Here is a 13,108-nt window from a genome sequence, read left to right on the forward strand (position 1 = left end):
CGGATTCACAGCGGAACGGTGGCCGCTTTCCTGTCAGTTCCACTGGCCGCTTTCGCCGGAATACGCACTTGGCAGGACATCAGCGCCCTTTTCTCCGCTCGCGAAGTCGCTGGATACGATGGCTGGGAATATGGATGGGAACAAAAAAAGGGTTAGCCCGTAAATGGCTAACCCTTGAATTTTTGGCGCGCGATACAAGATTCGAACTTGTGACCTTTGGCTCCGGAGGCCAACGCTCTATCCAGCTGAGCTAATCGCGCTTGGATTGCCTTATATAGACCATTTCCGCGCAAATTGCAACGTTAAAAATCCCGGCGTGGCCGGTTCGAAAGGCAACCTCAGGGGCCGGGGTTGGCCGCCAGGCCCTGAACCGGGATGCGCAGGGTTGGGGTTTGCTGGCTGCTGGTGATGATGAACAGATAGCCGGACAGGCGACTCTGCCCCTCGGGCAGCCTGGCTGTTACACGCACGGTGGCGGAAGCGCCGGGTTTCAGGCGCCGGGTGGAGGGTTCGGCGGTTAACTCGCGGGGCACGCCGCGAAGATCCGACAGCGTCAGGAGCCGATCGCTGTGGTTGGTCAATCGGACCCTGGTTACGGCAGGCTGGCCCGGACGGAGATCTCGCAGAATGATGGTTTCGGGTTGGACGGTGACCTCCGGGATGACCGTGGCGTGCAGGGTAAGGCGGGTTTCCGGTTGCCGGGGGTCGTTGCTCTGGACATAGATGGTTTTTACGACGGGGCCGCGGAAACCTTGGGAGTTGAAGGTGGCCCGCAATTCGCCGCGGCCGCCGGGCGGGATTTCCCGCTGCGACAACAGGGTGCTGGTGCAGCCGCAATCGGCCCGGACCTGCTCGATGATCAGGGGGGCATCGCCGCCGTTGCGAAAGCGGAAAACGTGGTCCTTCCGCGCGCCGGCCTGAATGCGGCCGAAGTCATGTTGCCGGGTTTCAGGGATCAGTTGCGGGGCGGCGGCCAGGGCCGGCAGGGCGGAGAGGAGCAGCCAGGCCAGAGTCAGCCGGACCAGGGCGCGAGGAATGGGCATGGAAACCTCCCGGGAGTTGCGTCATGCTGTCGTGACGCTACAGAACTGTCTGGGGTATATCATTTTTTCCTTTTTTGAGCCAGCGTTTTAGCCCGCCCCCGGAAGATTGACAGGGGGCCGTATTGTTGTTATAGGTATCCTCATTTAATGGTCGGTCGGCTCTCTTGCCGGAGCCGCCCCCGGCTGACTGGCCGCCAGCCGTCAACCCCGCACCATAGCTGGTTCGTGGCGGTAATCCCGGGTGTGCCGCTCCTGTCCGTTTGCCGTCGGAAAGTTGCACCGCATGTCGCAACCCCATCTCAGGCTGCTGTTTTCCCGCGAACATATCGCCGAGCGGGTACAACAATTGGCCGCGGCCATCAATCGCGACTATCCGGATGGGGAAATTCTGCTGGTCGGCGTGCTGAAGGGATCCTTTCTGTTGGTGGCCGATTTGGCGCGGGCGCTGGGACGGCCCTGCCTCATTGACTTTGTCCGTCTGGCCAGTTACGGCAACGAAACCAGCTCGTCGGGCCTGGTGGAGATACGCAAGGACCTGGAATTGCCCATCCGCGATCGGGATGTGCTCATTGTCGAGGATATCGTCGATACCGGCCTGACCCTGGAGGTGCTTTACCGCCACCTGCTGCAAGGCCGGCCCCGCTCTCTGAAGGTATGTGCCTTGCTCGATAAACGGTGCCATCGGCAGGCCGCCATCGAGGCGGATTATGTCGGCATCCGTCTGGAAGAGGGTTTTGTGGTCGGCTACGGTCTGGACTACCAGGAACGATACCGGCATTTGCCGGAAATCTATCTGCTCGAACCGGGTGCATGAGCCCTGGCGACCCAATCGCGCCGGTACTCCGCAGGGAGCAGAGATATCTTAATGCACAAGTCGGCCGACATCGGTGCGGCAGGATGGCTTCGGGGGAGGAAATAATGGTCATTGAATGTCCGGAATGCGCAACCCGGTTTCGTCTGTCGGAGGACAAACTGCGGCCGCGGGGAACCAAGGTGCGTTGCTCCAAATGCGCGACGATTTTTACCGTTCATCCCCCGGCTGCTGCCGTAGCGGACGGGCGGGACAGGGCCGAGGGTTGGTCCCTTGGCACACCTGCCGAAGCGACTTCGCAGGCTGGGCCGGAGCCCGGCGGGCAGGACGAAGCCTTTGATTTCGACGAGCCGGCCCGGCAGGATGACGCTTTCGGGGATGAGGGTGCGGATGGTGGCCGGGCGGGCTTGGGCGACAAGTTCGACTTTGACGAGCGGGTTTCCCCCTTTGCGCCCAACTCCTTTGCCGAGGAAACGCCCGAGGACGAAGCCGAGCCACCTTTTGAGCGGGGTCTGGCGGAGGAGGCCGGGGAGGCCTATGCCGCTTTTGGCTGGTCCACGGAAGCAGCGAATCCCGAAGAAGATAATGCGTTTTCCGACCGCCAAGAGGCAGCCTATGACGCCCCGGAAGAGGATGCCGATGCAGCGGCGGAGGAGCCGTTTGCCCCCGCTCCACCCACCTGGCGGCCTCCGGTTGCGGAGCCGGTCGTGGGCGGAAGTCGGCGCCGACTGCCCCTGTTGCCGGTGTTGCTCCTGATTTTGTTGGCGGTCGGCGGTTTCCTGTGGTGGCGGGGCGGGCCGGATTCCATCCCCCTGGTGTCGCGGCTGATGTCGGGCGCTCGACCAAGGCCGGTCCCGGTCGGCCAGTTGGCGCTGCAGGACCTGGAAGGGTTCTTTATCGACAGCCCGCAACTTGGCCAGTTGTTCGTGGTGCAGGGGCGCGCGGTGAATGGATATGACGCGGCGCGATCCGCCATGGCCGTAAGGGGGCTGCTGTATGATGCCTCCGGTGTTGCCGTACAGCAACAGACGGTTTTTTGCGGCAATGCCCTCGATGCGGCGCAGTTGCGGACCCTGAGTTGGGAGCAGATGGTCGAGCGGATGAATAACCAGTTCGGTGATTCCCTGGTGAATGAAAATGTGGCGCCGGGAAAAGCTGTTCCCTTTACCATTGTGTTTCGCGAGCTGCCGCCAACCATGACCCATTTTGCCGTTGAGGAGGCCGGCGCCCGGCCATCCGGAAAATAAAATCCATCTGGGCAGAGGGCATTGAAAGCCGGAGTCCTTAAGGTGGTTGCCGGTGTCGGCAAACGGCATTTTGCGGCCGATGTCGGGATCGGGCCAAGCTGGCGTTGCTGTGAAGCGGGGGAGACGGCTGGGGCAAGGGAAGGGAACGTGCCGGAACGGCGGATTCCTGGTGCCATGCGGCGCGGCTTGCCGGGTGGCGGCAGAAAAAAGGGAGCGACTCTGGCGAGTCGCTCCCGGTACATCAGTACAACAAATTACGGAGCTTTGATGGCTTCGACGGGACAAACGTCAACGCAAGCGCCGCAGTCGGTGCAGGAATCGGCGTCGATCACGCGGATTTCGCCCTGTTCGGAGATGGCGCCCAGAGGGCAGGAGTCGTCACAGGCACCACAGTTGATGCAATCGTCAGTAATGATATGAGCCAAGGGATTCACCTCCTTTGCTTTGGAATCGTGTCCATTCGGACTTCAAGTTCGATGGCTGATACTACAACACCTTTTTATATTTTGTCCACCAGAAACGGTCGGCCGATTTGGCCAAAAGTCCCGTAAACGCTGGATAAAGGCCTTGCATTTCGCTTTTTCTTCTTATAGTATCCGAACGTTTGCTCTTCAAAGCGTCCCGTCAGGGCAGGCACCGGAATTCACCGGCGGCGCTGCCCGAAATATTTTTCAGGAGGATACAAGTCCATGGATATTCTTGCTCTGAACTGCGGCAGTTCGTCCGTGAAATACCAGCTGTACAGCTGGGAGCGCCGGGAGGTCATCGCCAAAGGGGTGGTTGAACGCGTGACCATCGGCGATTCCTTTATTTCCCACGAAGTTCCGGGCCGCGAAACCTATCGCGAAACCCACGATTGCCCGGATCACACCGTGGCCATCGGCCTGATCATCAAGACCCTGACCAGCCCGAGCCATGGCGTGGTCAAGGACATGAAGGAAATCGCCGCCGTCGGCCACCGCGTGGTCCATGCCGGCGAAAAGTTCGCCCGCTCGGTGCTGATCGACGATGCCGTGCTGGAAGCCATCAAGGACTGCGCCCACCTGGCCCCGTTGCACAATCCGCCCAATATCATGGGTATCGAAGCCGCCAAGAAGGTGCTGCCCGAGGTGCCCCATATCGCCATCTTCGACACCGCCTTCCACCAGACCATGCCCAAATCGGCTTATATCTACCCGCTGCCCTATGAGTGGTACGAGAAGCACGGCGTGCGTCGCTATGGTTTCCACGGCACCAGTCACCTGTACGTTTCCAAGCGCGCCGCGGCGCTGCTCGGCAAGCCGTCCAGCGAATGCAACATCATTACCCTGCACATCGGCAACGGCGTTTCCCATTGCGCCATCCGCGGCGGCGTGTCGGTGGATACCAGCATGGGTCTGACCCCCCTGGAAGGGGCGGTCATGGGTTCGCGCTGCGGCGACATCGATCCGGCCATCCCGACCTTCATTATGGAGCGGGAAGGCTACAGCGCCAAGGAAGTCGACGGCATTCTCAACAAGAAGTCGGGTCTGCTGGGCATCACCGGCCAGTACACCGACCGTCGCGACATCATGGAAGGCATGGCTGCCGGCGACGAGCGCTGCAAGCTGGCCTACGAAATCGAGTGCTACCGAATCAAGAAGTACATCGGCGCCTATATGGCGGTGCTCGGCCGGGTTGACGCCATCGTCTTCACCGCCGGCGTCGGCGAAATGGGCTCCGAGGTACGGCAGTTGGCTCTGGAGGGCCTCGAACCCCTCGGCATCATCGTCGACAAGGAGAAAAACCTGGCGACCCGCACCAAGAAGGCGGAAGTCACCGTCTCCACCCCGGAATCCCCGGTCAAGGTGTTCGTCATTCCCACCGACGAGGAACTGGTCTTTACCGAAGACGTGGTCGCCATTCTGCAGAGCACCTATGCCGACCACATGAACTTCGATTACAGCTTCGCTTCGGCTGATTACGAACGCAAGTAAGCAGCGGGCGGCAGTCGCAAAAACAAACGGGGCCGGCGGATGATTTTCGCCGGCCCCGTTTTGTTGCCCTGCTGTCTGGTCCGGATTAGGGTCAGCCCTGGGCCTGGACAGCGGTGATGGCGGTGACGCTGATGATGTCGTCCACGGAGCAGCCGCGGGACAGGTCGTTGACCGGCTTGGCCAGGCCCTGGATGACGGGACCGACGGCTTCGGCGCCGGCCAGGCGCTGCACCAGTTTGTAGCCGATGTTGCCGGCGTCGAGGTCGGGGAAGACCAGGGTGTTGGCCTTGCCGGCGACGGTGGAGCCGGGCGCCTTGCTGCTGCCGACCTTGGGCACCAGAGCGGCGTCGGCCTGCAATTCGCCGTCGATCTGCAGCTCGGGAGCCATCTCCTTGGCGATGGCCAGGGCTTCGATGACCTTGTCCGAATCCTGGTGCTTGGCGCTGCCCTTGGTGGAAAAGGACAGCATGGCGACGCGGGCCTCGACGCCCAAAAAGCTCTTGCAGCTGCGGGCCGTGGCCACGGCGATTTCGGCCAGGGCGCGGGCATCGGGATTGGGATTGACGGCGCAGTCGGCAAAGATCAAGGCGCCGTTTTCGCCGAACTCCGGGGTGTTGGTGACCATGATAAAGCAGGAGGACACGGTTTTCATGCCGGCGGCCGGGCCGATGACCTGGAAGGCCGCCCGCAGCACGTTGCCGGTGGTGTTGAAGGCCCCGGCCACGCAACCGCCGGCATCGCCCTTGTGCACCATCATGGCGCCGAAGAACAGGTTGTCATCGGCGGTCAGCAGTTTTTTGGCTTCGTCGCGGCTCAGGCCCTTTTTTTTGCGCAGTTCCACCAGTTCGTCGACGTACTGGTCGAGTTTCGGCGCGGTTTTCGGGTCGAGGAGCGTTACGCCCTCCAGGGAGACGCCCAGTTCGGCGGCTTTGGCCTGCAGGGTTGCCGGGTCGCCCAGCAATACCACCTTGGCCAGGCCGTCCTTGACAATCGGGCCGGCAGCCTGGATCATGCGGTCATCATAACCTTCAGGCAGAACGACGATCTGCGGATTCTGGCGGGCTTTGGCCTTGATCTGATCAACTAATTGCATTGGGTCCTCCTGTGGGTGAAAAGTGATTGGCGCCTCATTTTATACTCCTTGCTCCAGGTAGGGTCAACAGCTTTTCCGTCGTTTACACGCCCTTTTACGGCGATTATGCACGTATTCCGGGCTGGCGCCGAAGTCCCAACATCGGCTATAGTAATCGTCTGCCGCAAATCGGTGAGAACCCGTTTTCCCATGGCTGATTCATGACTTCCGATCCCCGTCCCAATCTTTTTCTGATTACCTTTGTGCTGCTTTCCCTGTTGCTGCACCTCGTACTGCTGTGGGTGCCGCGCTGGGACCTGTTTCCCCAGCGCCGCCAGGAGGCGCCGGTGTTCGTCGAGGTCCGGCCGCCGCAGGTGCGGCCGCGGGAGTTGGACACGCCGCCCCCGGCAGCGCCGCAACCGCCCCGGGAACAGCCGGCGCGCCGGCTGGGTCCTGAGGATCGGGTGGCGGTGCGGGAAACCGCGCCGCGTGGTCGGGCCGCCGAAGACCGCCGCCCCGCGGTGCCGCAACCGGCCGCTCCGCAGCCCGCCGCGCCGCCCGCGGTTCCGACTCCGCCCCGGGCCGGCGACCGCCCGGCGCCGTCCGGCATCGACCTCAACCTGCCCCAGGCCACCCAGGATCGCCTGCATGGTGCCGCCAGTCGCCAACGTTCGGACGTGGCGGAAGGGGAGGTCATCTGGCTGGATACGGAGAAGGACCTGCTGGCCTCCTTTTTTCGCCGCTTTCGGGATGGTATCTACCGGGTCTGGAACTATCCGCAGCCTGCTGCGGAGCGCGGGGAGCAGGGGGTCAGCCTGTTGCAGATCACCATCCTGCGTGACGGCAGTGTCGAAAATGTCGAGCTGCTGAGCACTTCCGGTTATCCGCGGCTGGATCGCGAGGCCATCGCCGCCGTTTACCGGGGGGCGACCTACGGCAACCTGCCGCGTTCCTTCGAGGGGGAGCGGCTGACCTTCCGGGCCTATTTTCAATATCGCCTGGTCTATGGCGGGACGCGGGCCGGGGATATCACCGGCCGTTGAGGAGGATGGTGCGGCAGGGAAGTGTAACGAGCAAGGCCCCGGAGAATGTCGCCGGGGCCTTGCCGATTCAGATCAGTGGTTGGCGGCCTTGGCGCAGCCGCCACCGCCACAACCGCCGCTGGCAGCTGCGCTGCAGGCGGGTTTGGCGGAGTTGCCGGAATAGCCCTGCTGAAACCAGCCGCCGCCCTTGAGGGCGAAGGCGGTTTGGGAGATCAGTTTTTCGACCTCGCCGCCACAGGTTTCGCAACGGGTCAGGGGGGCGTCGGAAAATTTCTGGCGGGCTTCGAAAACCACTCCGCAGTCTTTGCACTGGTACTCGTATAAAGGCATCGCTGTATTCCTCCATGAACGAAATTCGTCGCCAATGTAATCACTTCTGACCCCGGTGTCAAGGCCTGCCCGGCCCCGCGCAGGTTGCCTCGGACAAGTTTCGGGCTGCTTCCACGGCCACGGCGATGGCCATGGTTTCCGAGGCGTGCTTGCCGGCCAGGTCGATGGCTTCGCCTGCCGTCCGTCCGGCCAGAACTCCGCAGACACAGCCGGCGGCAAAACCGTAGACGCCGCCCATCTTGAACAGGGTTCCCGCCTCCATTTCGTAGTTGAGCAGGTTGAGGCGTCGGTACTCCTCGGTGATGCCCTGCAGGCGGCGCAGCAGATGGGGATTGGCCGACGTGGCGGTGCGTTCCTGGCCTTCGTAGAAGGTGTCCACGGAGGCGGTCAACCCCAAATGCCAGGGCACGGCCAGTTTCCCGGCCGCTGCCACCAGAGCGACGGTCACGAAGGGATCGGCGGCGGCCGGATATTCCGGCGGCGCGATGTCGTCGGCCGCCCCCTGGCGGCAGAGCGCGGCCCGGGAAATGACTACGCTGCCGACGGGCACTGTGCTGCTGATGGCGCCGCAGGTGCCGACCCGGATGATCTGGCGGATGCCGAGGGCGACCAGTTCGTTGACGACGATGCTCAGGGAGGGCGCGCCCATGCCGCTGGTGGCGGCCAGCAGCGGCCGGCCGTTATCCAGACGGGCCAGGTAGCTGTGCAGGCCGCGGCGTTCCGAGAGGGTTTTCAGACCCTGCACGCCGGGGGTGTCCCAGGCGATCTGACGGGCCCGTTCCGGTGCGCCGCAAAGCAGGGCCAGGGTCGGGGGCGCATCGCCCAGGTCCTCCCGGCCGAAGCCGAGGTGATAGAGTCGCGGATCATGCATGGGGCGTCTCTCCAGGTTTCGTGAGGGCAAAGGCCTGCGGCAGCAGAGCGGCCAGGTTGGCGATCCAGCGTTCCGGGCCGTCGCAGACCGCGATGACCGTCAGGTCCGGGACAAATTCCAGCAGGGCCTGTCGGCAGGCGCCGCAGGGTATGGTCGGAGTGGCTGTCGGCGTATAGAGCAGCAGGGCGGTGAACCGACGATGGCCGCGGGCGACAGCCTGGCAGAGGGCCGCCCGTTCGGCGCAGAGGGTCAGGCCGTAGGAGGCATTTTCGACATTGCAGCCGGCGCTGATTGCCCCGCCGGCTTCCAGCAGGGCGGCGCCGACGGCGAAGCCGCTGTAGGGGCTGTAGCTGTGACGGGCGGCCTGACGGGCGGCTTTTTCCAGCGCGGCAATCTGCTCCGGAGTAGGCGGAGGCATGGGCGACTCCTGGGCGTTTAGGGCTGCGGTCAGCGGTGTTTACGGCGGAACAGATCGGTTTTCAGGCTGGAAACCCGGTCCAAAAACAGCAGGCCGTCCAGATGATCGATTTCATGCTGCAGGGCAATCGCCTCGAAGCCGTTGGCCCGAATCACCCGGCGCTCGCCGGAGCGATCACAAAACGCCACCACCACGCTTGCGGCGCGGGCGACGTTGCCGGTGTAGTCGGGCACGCTCATGCAGCCCTCGCGGGAAATGCAGTGCCCCTCGCGTTCAAGGATATCGGGGTTGACCAGCACCAACTGGCCGTGATTGGCGTCGCGGCCCAGTTTGCTGTGGGAGACATCCACCACCACCACCCGCCAGGGTATGCCGATTTGGGGAGCGGCAACGCCCACGGAGTGGCCGGCGGCAATCATGGTGTCGAGCAGATCCTGGATCAGGCCGTCGGTTGCCGCATCGAACCTGGTCACCGGGGCGCAGATCTCCTTGAGGATCGGGTGCGGGTAGAGCAGGATCTCCCGGACGGCCATGGTCTACAGTTCCACGGGCGTGATGGGCCGCAGGGAGATGTCCACCTGCAGAGCCGCCTTCAACTGCGCCAGGGCGGCGTCCAGTTCCGTCAGTTCCTGACCGGGTGGCAACAAGGCCTCGATGACCATGACATAGATGGGTTGATCGGCGGTTCCGATGAGCTTGGTATTGAGGTCGGTGATATTGATCCGGCGCTCCTCCAAGGCTTTGACTACCGGATACACGATACCCGGCTTGTCCGAACCGTAGACGGAGATCATGCACAGTTCGCCTTCCAGCTTGGGCGCGGTTTCCTCGCCGGGGCGCAGTTGCCGTAGGAAAACGGACAGCCCTTCGGCCTCCAGATCCTCGAAGGCCTGGCCGAAGGCAGCCCCATCCCGGAAGCGGGGGTGGGAGATGATCAAAATCATGGCGAACTGGCCGCCGAGGATGGTTGAACTGGAGTCGGCGATGTTGCAGCCGAGGCGGTAGAGAATCTCCGCCACCTTGGCGACGATGCCGGGACGGTCGTGGCCGATGATGGTGAGGGCGAAATGACTCATGGCAGTGCTCCTCCAAATTGGGGAAGGATGGGTGCTTGCCCCTGGTACCCGTTTTTTCTATCATGAACCTGCGAAAATTGCCACTTTCCCTGTAGCGGAGCCTGGAATATGACCATTGATCCCGCGGAACTCGACATCTCCTATTTCAAGGCCCCGGGACCCGGCGGCCAGAAAAAGAACAAGGCGGCCACGGCCGTGCGCTTGCGGCATCGGCCCAGTGGCCTGGTGGTGACTGCCGGCGAGCGCCGTTCGCGTCTCGCCAACCTGGCCCGGGCCATGGAGCGCCTCGAACAGCGCCTCGCCGACTCGCAGCGGCAGGCGCCGCCGCGTATCGCCACCCGACCCGGAAAGGGTGCCGTCGAGGAGCGGTTGCAGATGAAAAAGCGTCGCTCCGAACGCAAGACCCAGCGGCGGCGCCTGACGGATGGCTGGTGACGGGTCGCGGCGGGCGGTTCTCTTGCGCAGGACCGGCGCTTCTGCTAGCATGGCGGCCATGAAAACCTCCGAAGAGACAAACCGGGAAAACCGCCTGGCCGAGCTGGAAGAGCGGGTCATGGAGTTGGAAATGCGCTTTACCCACCAGAGTCTCCAGCTCGAGGAATTGAGCGACGTGCTGCGGGACAACGCCGCCCGGTTGGCTCTCCTGCAGAGCCAGAATGCCGTGCTGCGGGATATGCTCGGCACTCTGGGGCCGCAGTTGGAAGAGTCGCCCGATGAGTGATGAAAGCCCGAAATTGAGCCTGGTGCGGCCCCTGGTCGATGCCGCCCTGATGGTCGTGGTGGGCAGCCTGATCGGCTTGGCGGTCAACGGCCGTCTGCTCTGGGAGGTCCTGGAGCGGCATGCCTTGAGCCGCAACGACGAGCCGGTGGCCGAGGAACTGGCCACCCGTCTGCCCCTGCCCATCGGCCTGGAGGAATTGCGCGGTCTGCTGCCCGCCAACGCCCTGCTCATCGATGCCCGGCATCGGGAAAGCTATCGTCGTGGCCATCTGCCGGGAGCCCGAAATCTGCCCTGGGGCGATGCCGGCAAGCTGCTGCCGGCGTTGCGCGATGAAATCCCCCCCCAAACGACCCTGGTAGTCTACTGCAGCGGCTACGGTTGCGAGGATTCCTTTCTCCTGGCGCAGCGCCTGCTGCAGGACGGTTACCGGGATGTGAGGGTTTTCGAGGGCGGCTTGCCGGCTTGGCAGGCGGCCGGCCTGCCGTTGGAGGGAGTGCGGCCGTGAAGCGTTATTTGCCCCATCTGCTGCTGAGCTGCCGGCTGGCCCTTGGTGCCATCTTCGTCTATGCCGGCCTGCTCAAGGCCCTCGATGTCACGAGTTTTGCCGGCAGCATCGCCAATTACCAATTGTTGCCGGAACTGCTCAACTACCTGGCGGCCGCTACCCTGCCCTACATCGAAATGCTGGCCGGCAGCCTGCTGCTGATTCGTCGCCATGTCCGGGGCGCCGCTCTGCTGCTGGGGGGGCTGACGGGGGTTTTCATGATCGCCCTGGCGTCGGTGCTGATCCGCGGCCTGGACATCGACTGCGGCTGTTTCGGAGTGGCCGCTCCGACTAGCGCCGTGACGGCACTGTGGCGTAATGCCGGCCTGTTATTGCTGGCGGCCGGAGCCTTTGTCGACGGCGGCCGGCGCTCTGCCTGATCCATGTCTCTTCTGCTGATCCACCCGCCGGCGGCCAAGCCGGCCGAACCGCCCCTGGGCCTGGCGGTGCTTCAGGCGCATCTGCGCGCCGCCGGCGCCGAGGTCCGGGTGTTCGATGCCAACCTCGACGCCTATCTTGACCATTTGCATCCCGCCCGGTTGGCAGCGGCGACCGGCCTCACCCCGGAACCCCGGTTGCGTCGGGCGTTGCGTCATGCCGCGGCGGCCCTGGCCTTGCTGCGCTCGCCGGCGGCCATGAGCCGGCCGGCACGGTATGTGACGGCGGTCAACCACCTCAACGATGCTCTTGGCGCTTATCGGGGCGCGAGTGGCGAAGAGCGCCTGACCCTCGGTGATTACCGGCATCAACGCCTGTCCGAATTCACGCCGGAGCATCTCGAACTGCTGGCGACGGGTCGGGAGCGCACCCTGTTCCACGATTATTATGTCCGCCAGGTGTTGCCGCGGGTACTGGCATGGCGGCCGCAGCGCATCGGCCTGTCCATCAATTATCGCCACCAGGTGTTGCCGGCCTTCGAGCTGGCCGGATTGCTGCGTCGGCAACTGCCCGAGGTGGAGCTGATAGCCGGCGGCGGCATGATCGGCTCCTGGCTGCCGGCGTTGCAAGGGGGGCTGAGGCTGCCGCCCTTCGATCGTCTGGTCGCCGGGGCCGGGGAGGAGCCGCTGGGGCGGCTGAGCCAGGGACAGGCCGGGACCGAAGTCCTGCTGAGCGGGGCGGGAGGAGCTAACTTCCGCCCCGATTTCGAAGGCCTCGAGCCTGCGGCTTATCTCTCCCCGCTGCCGGTTCTGCCGGTGACGGCGACGCGCGGCTGTTACTGGGCGCGCTGCCTGTTCTGTCCGGAAGCGGGCGCCCCGGCGCATGCCTATCGGCCTATGCCGGGCAGCGCCCTGCCGAAAATGCTCCGGCAGCTGGCGGACCGCTGGCAGGTGCGCCATTTCCATCTGACGGACAACGCCATTCCGTTGCCGGCTTTGCGGGCCCTGGCCGGGAGCCCGGAGCTCATGGCGGACCTGGCCTGGTACGGTTTCGTCCGCTTCGAGCCCCAGTTGCTGCGCGGCGATCTGCTGCCCGGCCTCGCCCGGGCCGGGTGCCGGTTGCTGCAGTTGGGCCTGGAAAGCGGCGCCCAGCCGGTGCTGGATCGCCTCGGCAAGGGCACCCGGGTCGAGAGCGCGGCGGAGGTGCTGCGTCGGGCACGGCAGGCCGGCATCGCCACCTATGTCTACGTGCTGCTTGGCACGCCCGGCGAAAGCCTGGACGAATTGCAGCAGACCCGGGATTTTCTGCAGCGGCATGCCGACCACATCGACTTTCTCAACCTGGCCATCATGAACCTGCCGCGCCATTCGTCCCTGGCGGACGCGGCGGCAGGCTCTGATGCGGCTCTGGAGCCACTCGGTCTGTATCGGCCCGTTACCGAGGATGCCCGCGAACGGCGCAGCGCGCGTCGTTTTCTGCAGCAGGAGCTGTTGGGCGACCCGAGCATCCGCGCCATTGTCCGGCGGACGCCGCCCCTGTTCACCTCCAACCATGCCTTTTTCTTCCCGCCTCGATGATTTCGCCACGGACCGAGCCGAT

At 64.0% G+C, this 13,108-nt stretch carries 17 protein-coding genes and 1 tRNA gene; 9 read left to right on the forward strand and 9 right to left on the reverse strand.

The features are described 5' to 3' along the window. Positions 1-183: 183 nt before the first annotated feature. Together JQN68_RS03305 and JQN68_RS03310 are read right to left on the reverse strand one after the other, a co-directional pair. Positions 184-260 (reverse strand) — tRNA-Arg (locus JQN68_RS03305). Positions 261-338: 78 nt separating this feature from the next. After that, the gene (locus tag JQN68_RS03310; protein WP_225073301.1) at positions 339-1,043 is read right to left on the reverse strand and encodes a DUF1573 domain-containing protein; all 705 of its coding nucleotides are present in this window, start codon (positions 1,041-1,043) and stop codon (positions 339-341) included. Between the two features lie 283 nt (positions 1,044-1,326). Here JQN68_RS03310 and hpt point away from each other — a divergent pair, with 283 nt between their 5' ends. Both hpt and JQN68_RS03320 read left to right on the forward strand, forming a co-directional pair. Then, the gene (hpt, locus tag JQN68_RS03315) at positions 1,327-1,857 is read left to right on the forward strand and encodes a hypoxanthine phosphoribosyltransferase (protein WP_225073300.1); all 531 of its coding nucleotides are present in this window, start codon (positions 1,327-1,329) and stop codon (positions 1,855-1,857) included. A 104-nt stretch (positions 1,858-1,961) separates the two neighbouring features. Further along, positions 1,962-3,101, forward strand: coding sequence for a DUF3426 domain-containing protein (locus tag JQN68_RS03320; RefSeq protein WP_249621008.1), 1,140 nt, complete (start codon positions 1,962-1,964; stop codon positions 3,099-3,101). A 254-nt stretch (positions 3,102-3,355) separates the two neighbouring features. On the opposite strand, the gene fdxA is transcribed toward JQN68_RS03320, so the two are convergent. Continuing rightward, positions 3,356-3,526: a 4Fe-4S ferredoxin gene (fdxA, locus tag JQN68_RS03325; RefSeq protein WP_225073298.1), complete on the reverse strand. Its 171-nt coding sequence runs from the start codon at positions 3,524-3,526 to the stop codon at positions 3,356-3,358. A gap of 264 nt (positions 3,527-3,790) precedes the next feature. Here fdxA and JQN68_RS03330 point away from each other — a divergent pair, with 264 nt between their 5' ends. After that, a complete protein-coding gene (locus tag JQN68_RS03330) occupies positions 3,791-5,056 on the forward strand; it encodes an acetate kinase (protein ID WP_225073297.1) in 1,266 nt (421 codons plus the stop codon). Positions 5,057-5,147: 91 nt separating this feature from the next. Here JQN68_RS03330 and pta read toward each other — a convergent pair whose 3' ends face one another. Then, a complete protein-coding gene (gene pta, locus JQN68_RS03335) occupies positions 5,148-6,149 on the reverse strand; it encodes a phosphate acetyltransferase (protein WP_225073296.1) in 1,002 nt (333 codons plus the stop codon). 200 nt (positions 6,150-6,349) lie between these two features. Between pta and JQN68_RS03340 the strand changes: the two genes are divergently transcribed. After that, entirely contained in the window at positions 6,350-7,171 is an 822-nt protein-coding gene (locus tag JQN68_RS03340) for an energy transducer TonB (RefSeq protein WP_225073295.1), read from the forward strand. A gap of 72 nt (positions 7,172-7,243) precedes the next feature. Here the strand turns inward: JQN68_RS03340 and JQN68_RS03345 are convergent, their stop codons facing one another. From JQN68_RS03345 to JQN68_RS03365, 5 genes are read right to left on the reverse strand one after another with little or no spacing between them, the layout of a single operon-like run. Next, positions 7,244-7,501, reverse strand: coding sequence for an FmdB family zinc ribbon protein (locus JQN68_RS03345; protein WP_225073294.1), 258 nt, complete (start codon positions 7,499-7,501; stop codon positions 7,244-7,246). Positions 7,502-7,559: 58 nt separating this feature from the next. After that, positions 7,560-8,372, reverse strand: coding sequence for a nucleoside phosphorylase (locus tag JQN68_RS03350; RefSeq protein ID WP_225073293.1), 813 nt, complete (start codon positions 8,370-8,372; stop codon positions 7,560-7,562). Further along, complete coding sequence (locus JQN68_RS03355; RefSeq protein ID WP_225073292.1) at positions 8,365-8,790, reverse strand: cytidine deaminase; 426 nt, start codon at positions 8,788-8,790, stop codon at positions 8,365-8,367. Before JQN68_RS03355 ends, JQN68_RS03350 begins: the two co-directional genes overlap by 8 nt. A gap of 29 nt (positions 8,791-8,819) precedes the next feature. Continuing rightward, positions 8,820-9,323, reverse strand: coding sequence for a peptide deformylase (def, locus tag JQN68_RS03360; protein WP_225073291.1), 504 nt, complete (start codon positions 9,321-9,323; stop codon positions 8,820-8,822). A 3-nt stretch (positions 9,324-9,326) separates the two neighbouring features. Continuing rightward, entirely contained in the window at positions 9,327-9,866 is a 540-nt protein-coding gene (locus JQN68_RS03365) for a glycine cleavage system transcriptional repressor (RefSeq protein WP_225073290.1), read from the reverse strand. Positions 9,867-9,974: 108 nt separating this feature from the next. Here JQN68_RS03365 and JQN68_RS03370 point away from each other — a divergent pair, with 108 nt between their 5' ends. From JQN68_RS03370 to JQN68_RS03390, 5 genes are read left to right on the forward strand one after another with little or no spacing between them, the layout of a single operon-like run. Further along, positions 9,975-10,301, forward strand: coding sequence for a peptide chain release factor family protein (locus JQN68_RS03370; protein ID WP_225073289.1), 327 nt, complete (start codon positions 9,975-9,977; stop codon positions 10,299-10,301). A 49-nt stretch (positions 10,302-10,350) separates the two neighbouring features. Then, positions 10,351-10,587, forward strand: coding sequence for a SlyX family protein (locus tag JQN68_RS03375; RefSeq protein ID WP_249621009.1), 237 nt, complete (start codon positions 10,351-10,353; stop codon positions 10,585-10,587). Beyond that, the gene (locus JQN68_RS03380; protein WP_225073287.1) at positions 10,580-11,092 is read left to right on the forward strand and encodes a rhodanese-like domain-containing protein; all 513 of its coding nucleotides are present in this window, start codon (positions 10,580-10,582) and stop codon (positions 11,090-11,092) included. The genes JQN68_RS03375 and JQN68_RS03380 overlap by 8 nt, the downstream gene beginning before the upstream one ends. Then, positions 11,089-11,511 carry a MauE/DoxX family redox-associated membrane protein gene (locus tag JQN68_RS03385; RefSeq protein WP_225073286.1) on the forward strand — a complete coding sequence of 141 codons (423 nt, stop codon included), beginning with the start codon at positions 11,089-11,091 and terminating at the stop codon, positions 11,509-11,511. Before JQN68_RS03380 ends, JQN68_RS03385 begins: the two co-directional genes overlap by 4 nt. 3 nt (positions 11,512-11,514) lie before the next feature. Beyond that, complete coding sequence (locus tag JQN68_RS03390) at positions 11,515-13,086, forward strand: B12-binding domain-containing radical SAM protein (protein WP_225073285.1); 1,572 nt, start codon at positions 11,515-11,517, stop codon at positions 13,084-13,086. Positions 13,087-13,108 lie beyond the last annotated feature (22 nt).

Source organism: Desulfuromonas sp. CSMB_57 (assembly GCF_020194955.2).
GTDB lineage: Bacteria > Desulfobacterota > Desulfuromonadia > Desulfuromonadales > Syntrophotaleaceae > JAFCIY02.

Excerpts from the sequence above, each read along its gene's own strand:
- JQN68_RS03310 (WP_225073301.1), bottom strand. The coding sequence starts at position 1,043 with ATGCCCATTCCTCGCGCCCTGGTCCGGCTGACTCTGGCCTGGCTGCTC.
- hpt (WP_225073300.1), top strand. The coding sequence starts at position 1,327 with ATGTCGCAACCCCATCTCAGGCTGCTGTTTTCCCGCGAACATATCGCC.
- JQN68_RS03320 (WP_249621008.1), top strand. The coding sequence starts at position 1,962 with ATGGTCATTGAATGTCCGGAATGCGCAACCCGGTTTCGTCTGTCGGAG.
- JQN68_RS03330 (WP_225073297.1), top strand. The coding sequence starts at position 3,791 with ATGGATATTCTTGCTCTGAACTGCGGCAGTTCGTCCGTGAAATACCAG.
- pta (WP_225073296.1), bottom strand. The coding sequence starts at position 6,149 with ATGCAATTAGTTGATCAGATCAAGGCCAAAGCCCGCCAGAATCCGCAG.
- JQN68_RS03340 (WP_225073295.1), top strand. The coding sequence starts at position 6,350 with ATGACTTCCGATCCCCGTCCCAATCTTTTTCTGATTACCTTTGTGCTG.
- JQN68_RS03345 (WP_225073294.1), bottom strand. The coding sequence starts at position 7,501 with ATGCCTTTATACGAGTACCAGTGCAAAGACTGCGGAGTGGTTTTCGAA.
- JQN68_RS03350 (WP_225073293.1), bottom strand. The coding sequence starts at position 8,372 with ATGCATGATCCGCGACTCTATCACCTCGGCTTCGGCCGGGAGGACCTG.
- JQN68_RS03355 (WP_225073292.1), bottom strand. The coding sequence starts at position 8,790 with ATGCCTCCGCCTACTCCGGAGCAGATTGCCGCGCTGGAAAAAGCCGCC.
- def (WP_225073291.1), bottom strand. The coding sequence starts at position 9,323 with ATGGCCGTCCGGGAGATCCTGCTCTACCCGCACCCGATCCTCAAGGAG.
- JQN68_RS03365 (WP_225073290.1), bottom strand. The coding sequence starts at position 9,866 with ATGAGTCATTTCGCCCTCACCATCATCGGCCACGACCGTCCCGGCATC.
- JQN68_RS03370 (WP_225073289.1), top strand. The coding sequence starts at position 9,975 with ATGACCATTGATCCCGCGGAACTCGACATCTCCTATTTCAAGGCCCCG.
- JQN68_RS03375 (WP_249621009.1), top strand. The coding sequence starts at position 10,351 with ATGGCGGCCATGAAAACCTCCGAAGAGACAAACCGGGAAAACCGCCTG.
- JQN68_RS03380 (WP_225073287.1), top strand. The coding sequence starts at position 10,580 with ATGAGTGATGAAAGCCCGAAATTGAGCCTGGTGCGGCCCCTGGTCGAT.
- JQN68_RS03390 (WP_225073285.1), top strand. The coding sequence starts at position 11,515 with ATGTCTCTTCTGCTGATCCACCCGCCGGCGGCCAAGCCGGCCGAACCG.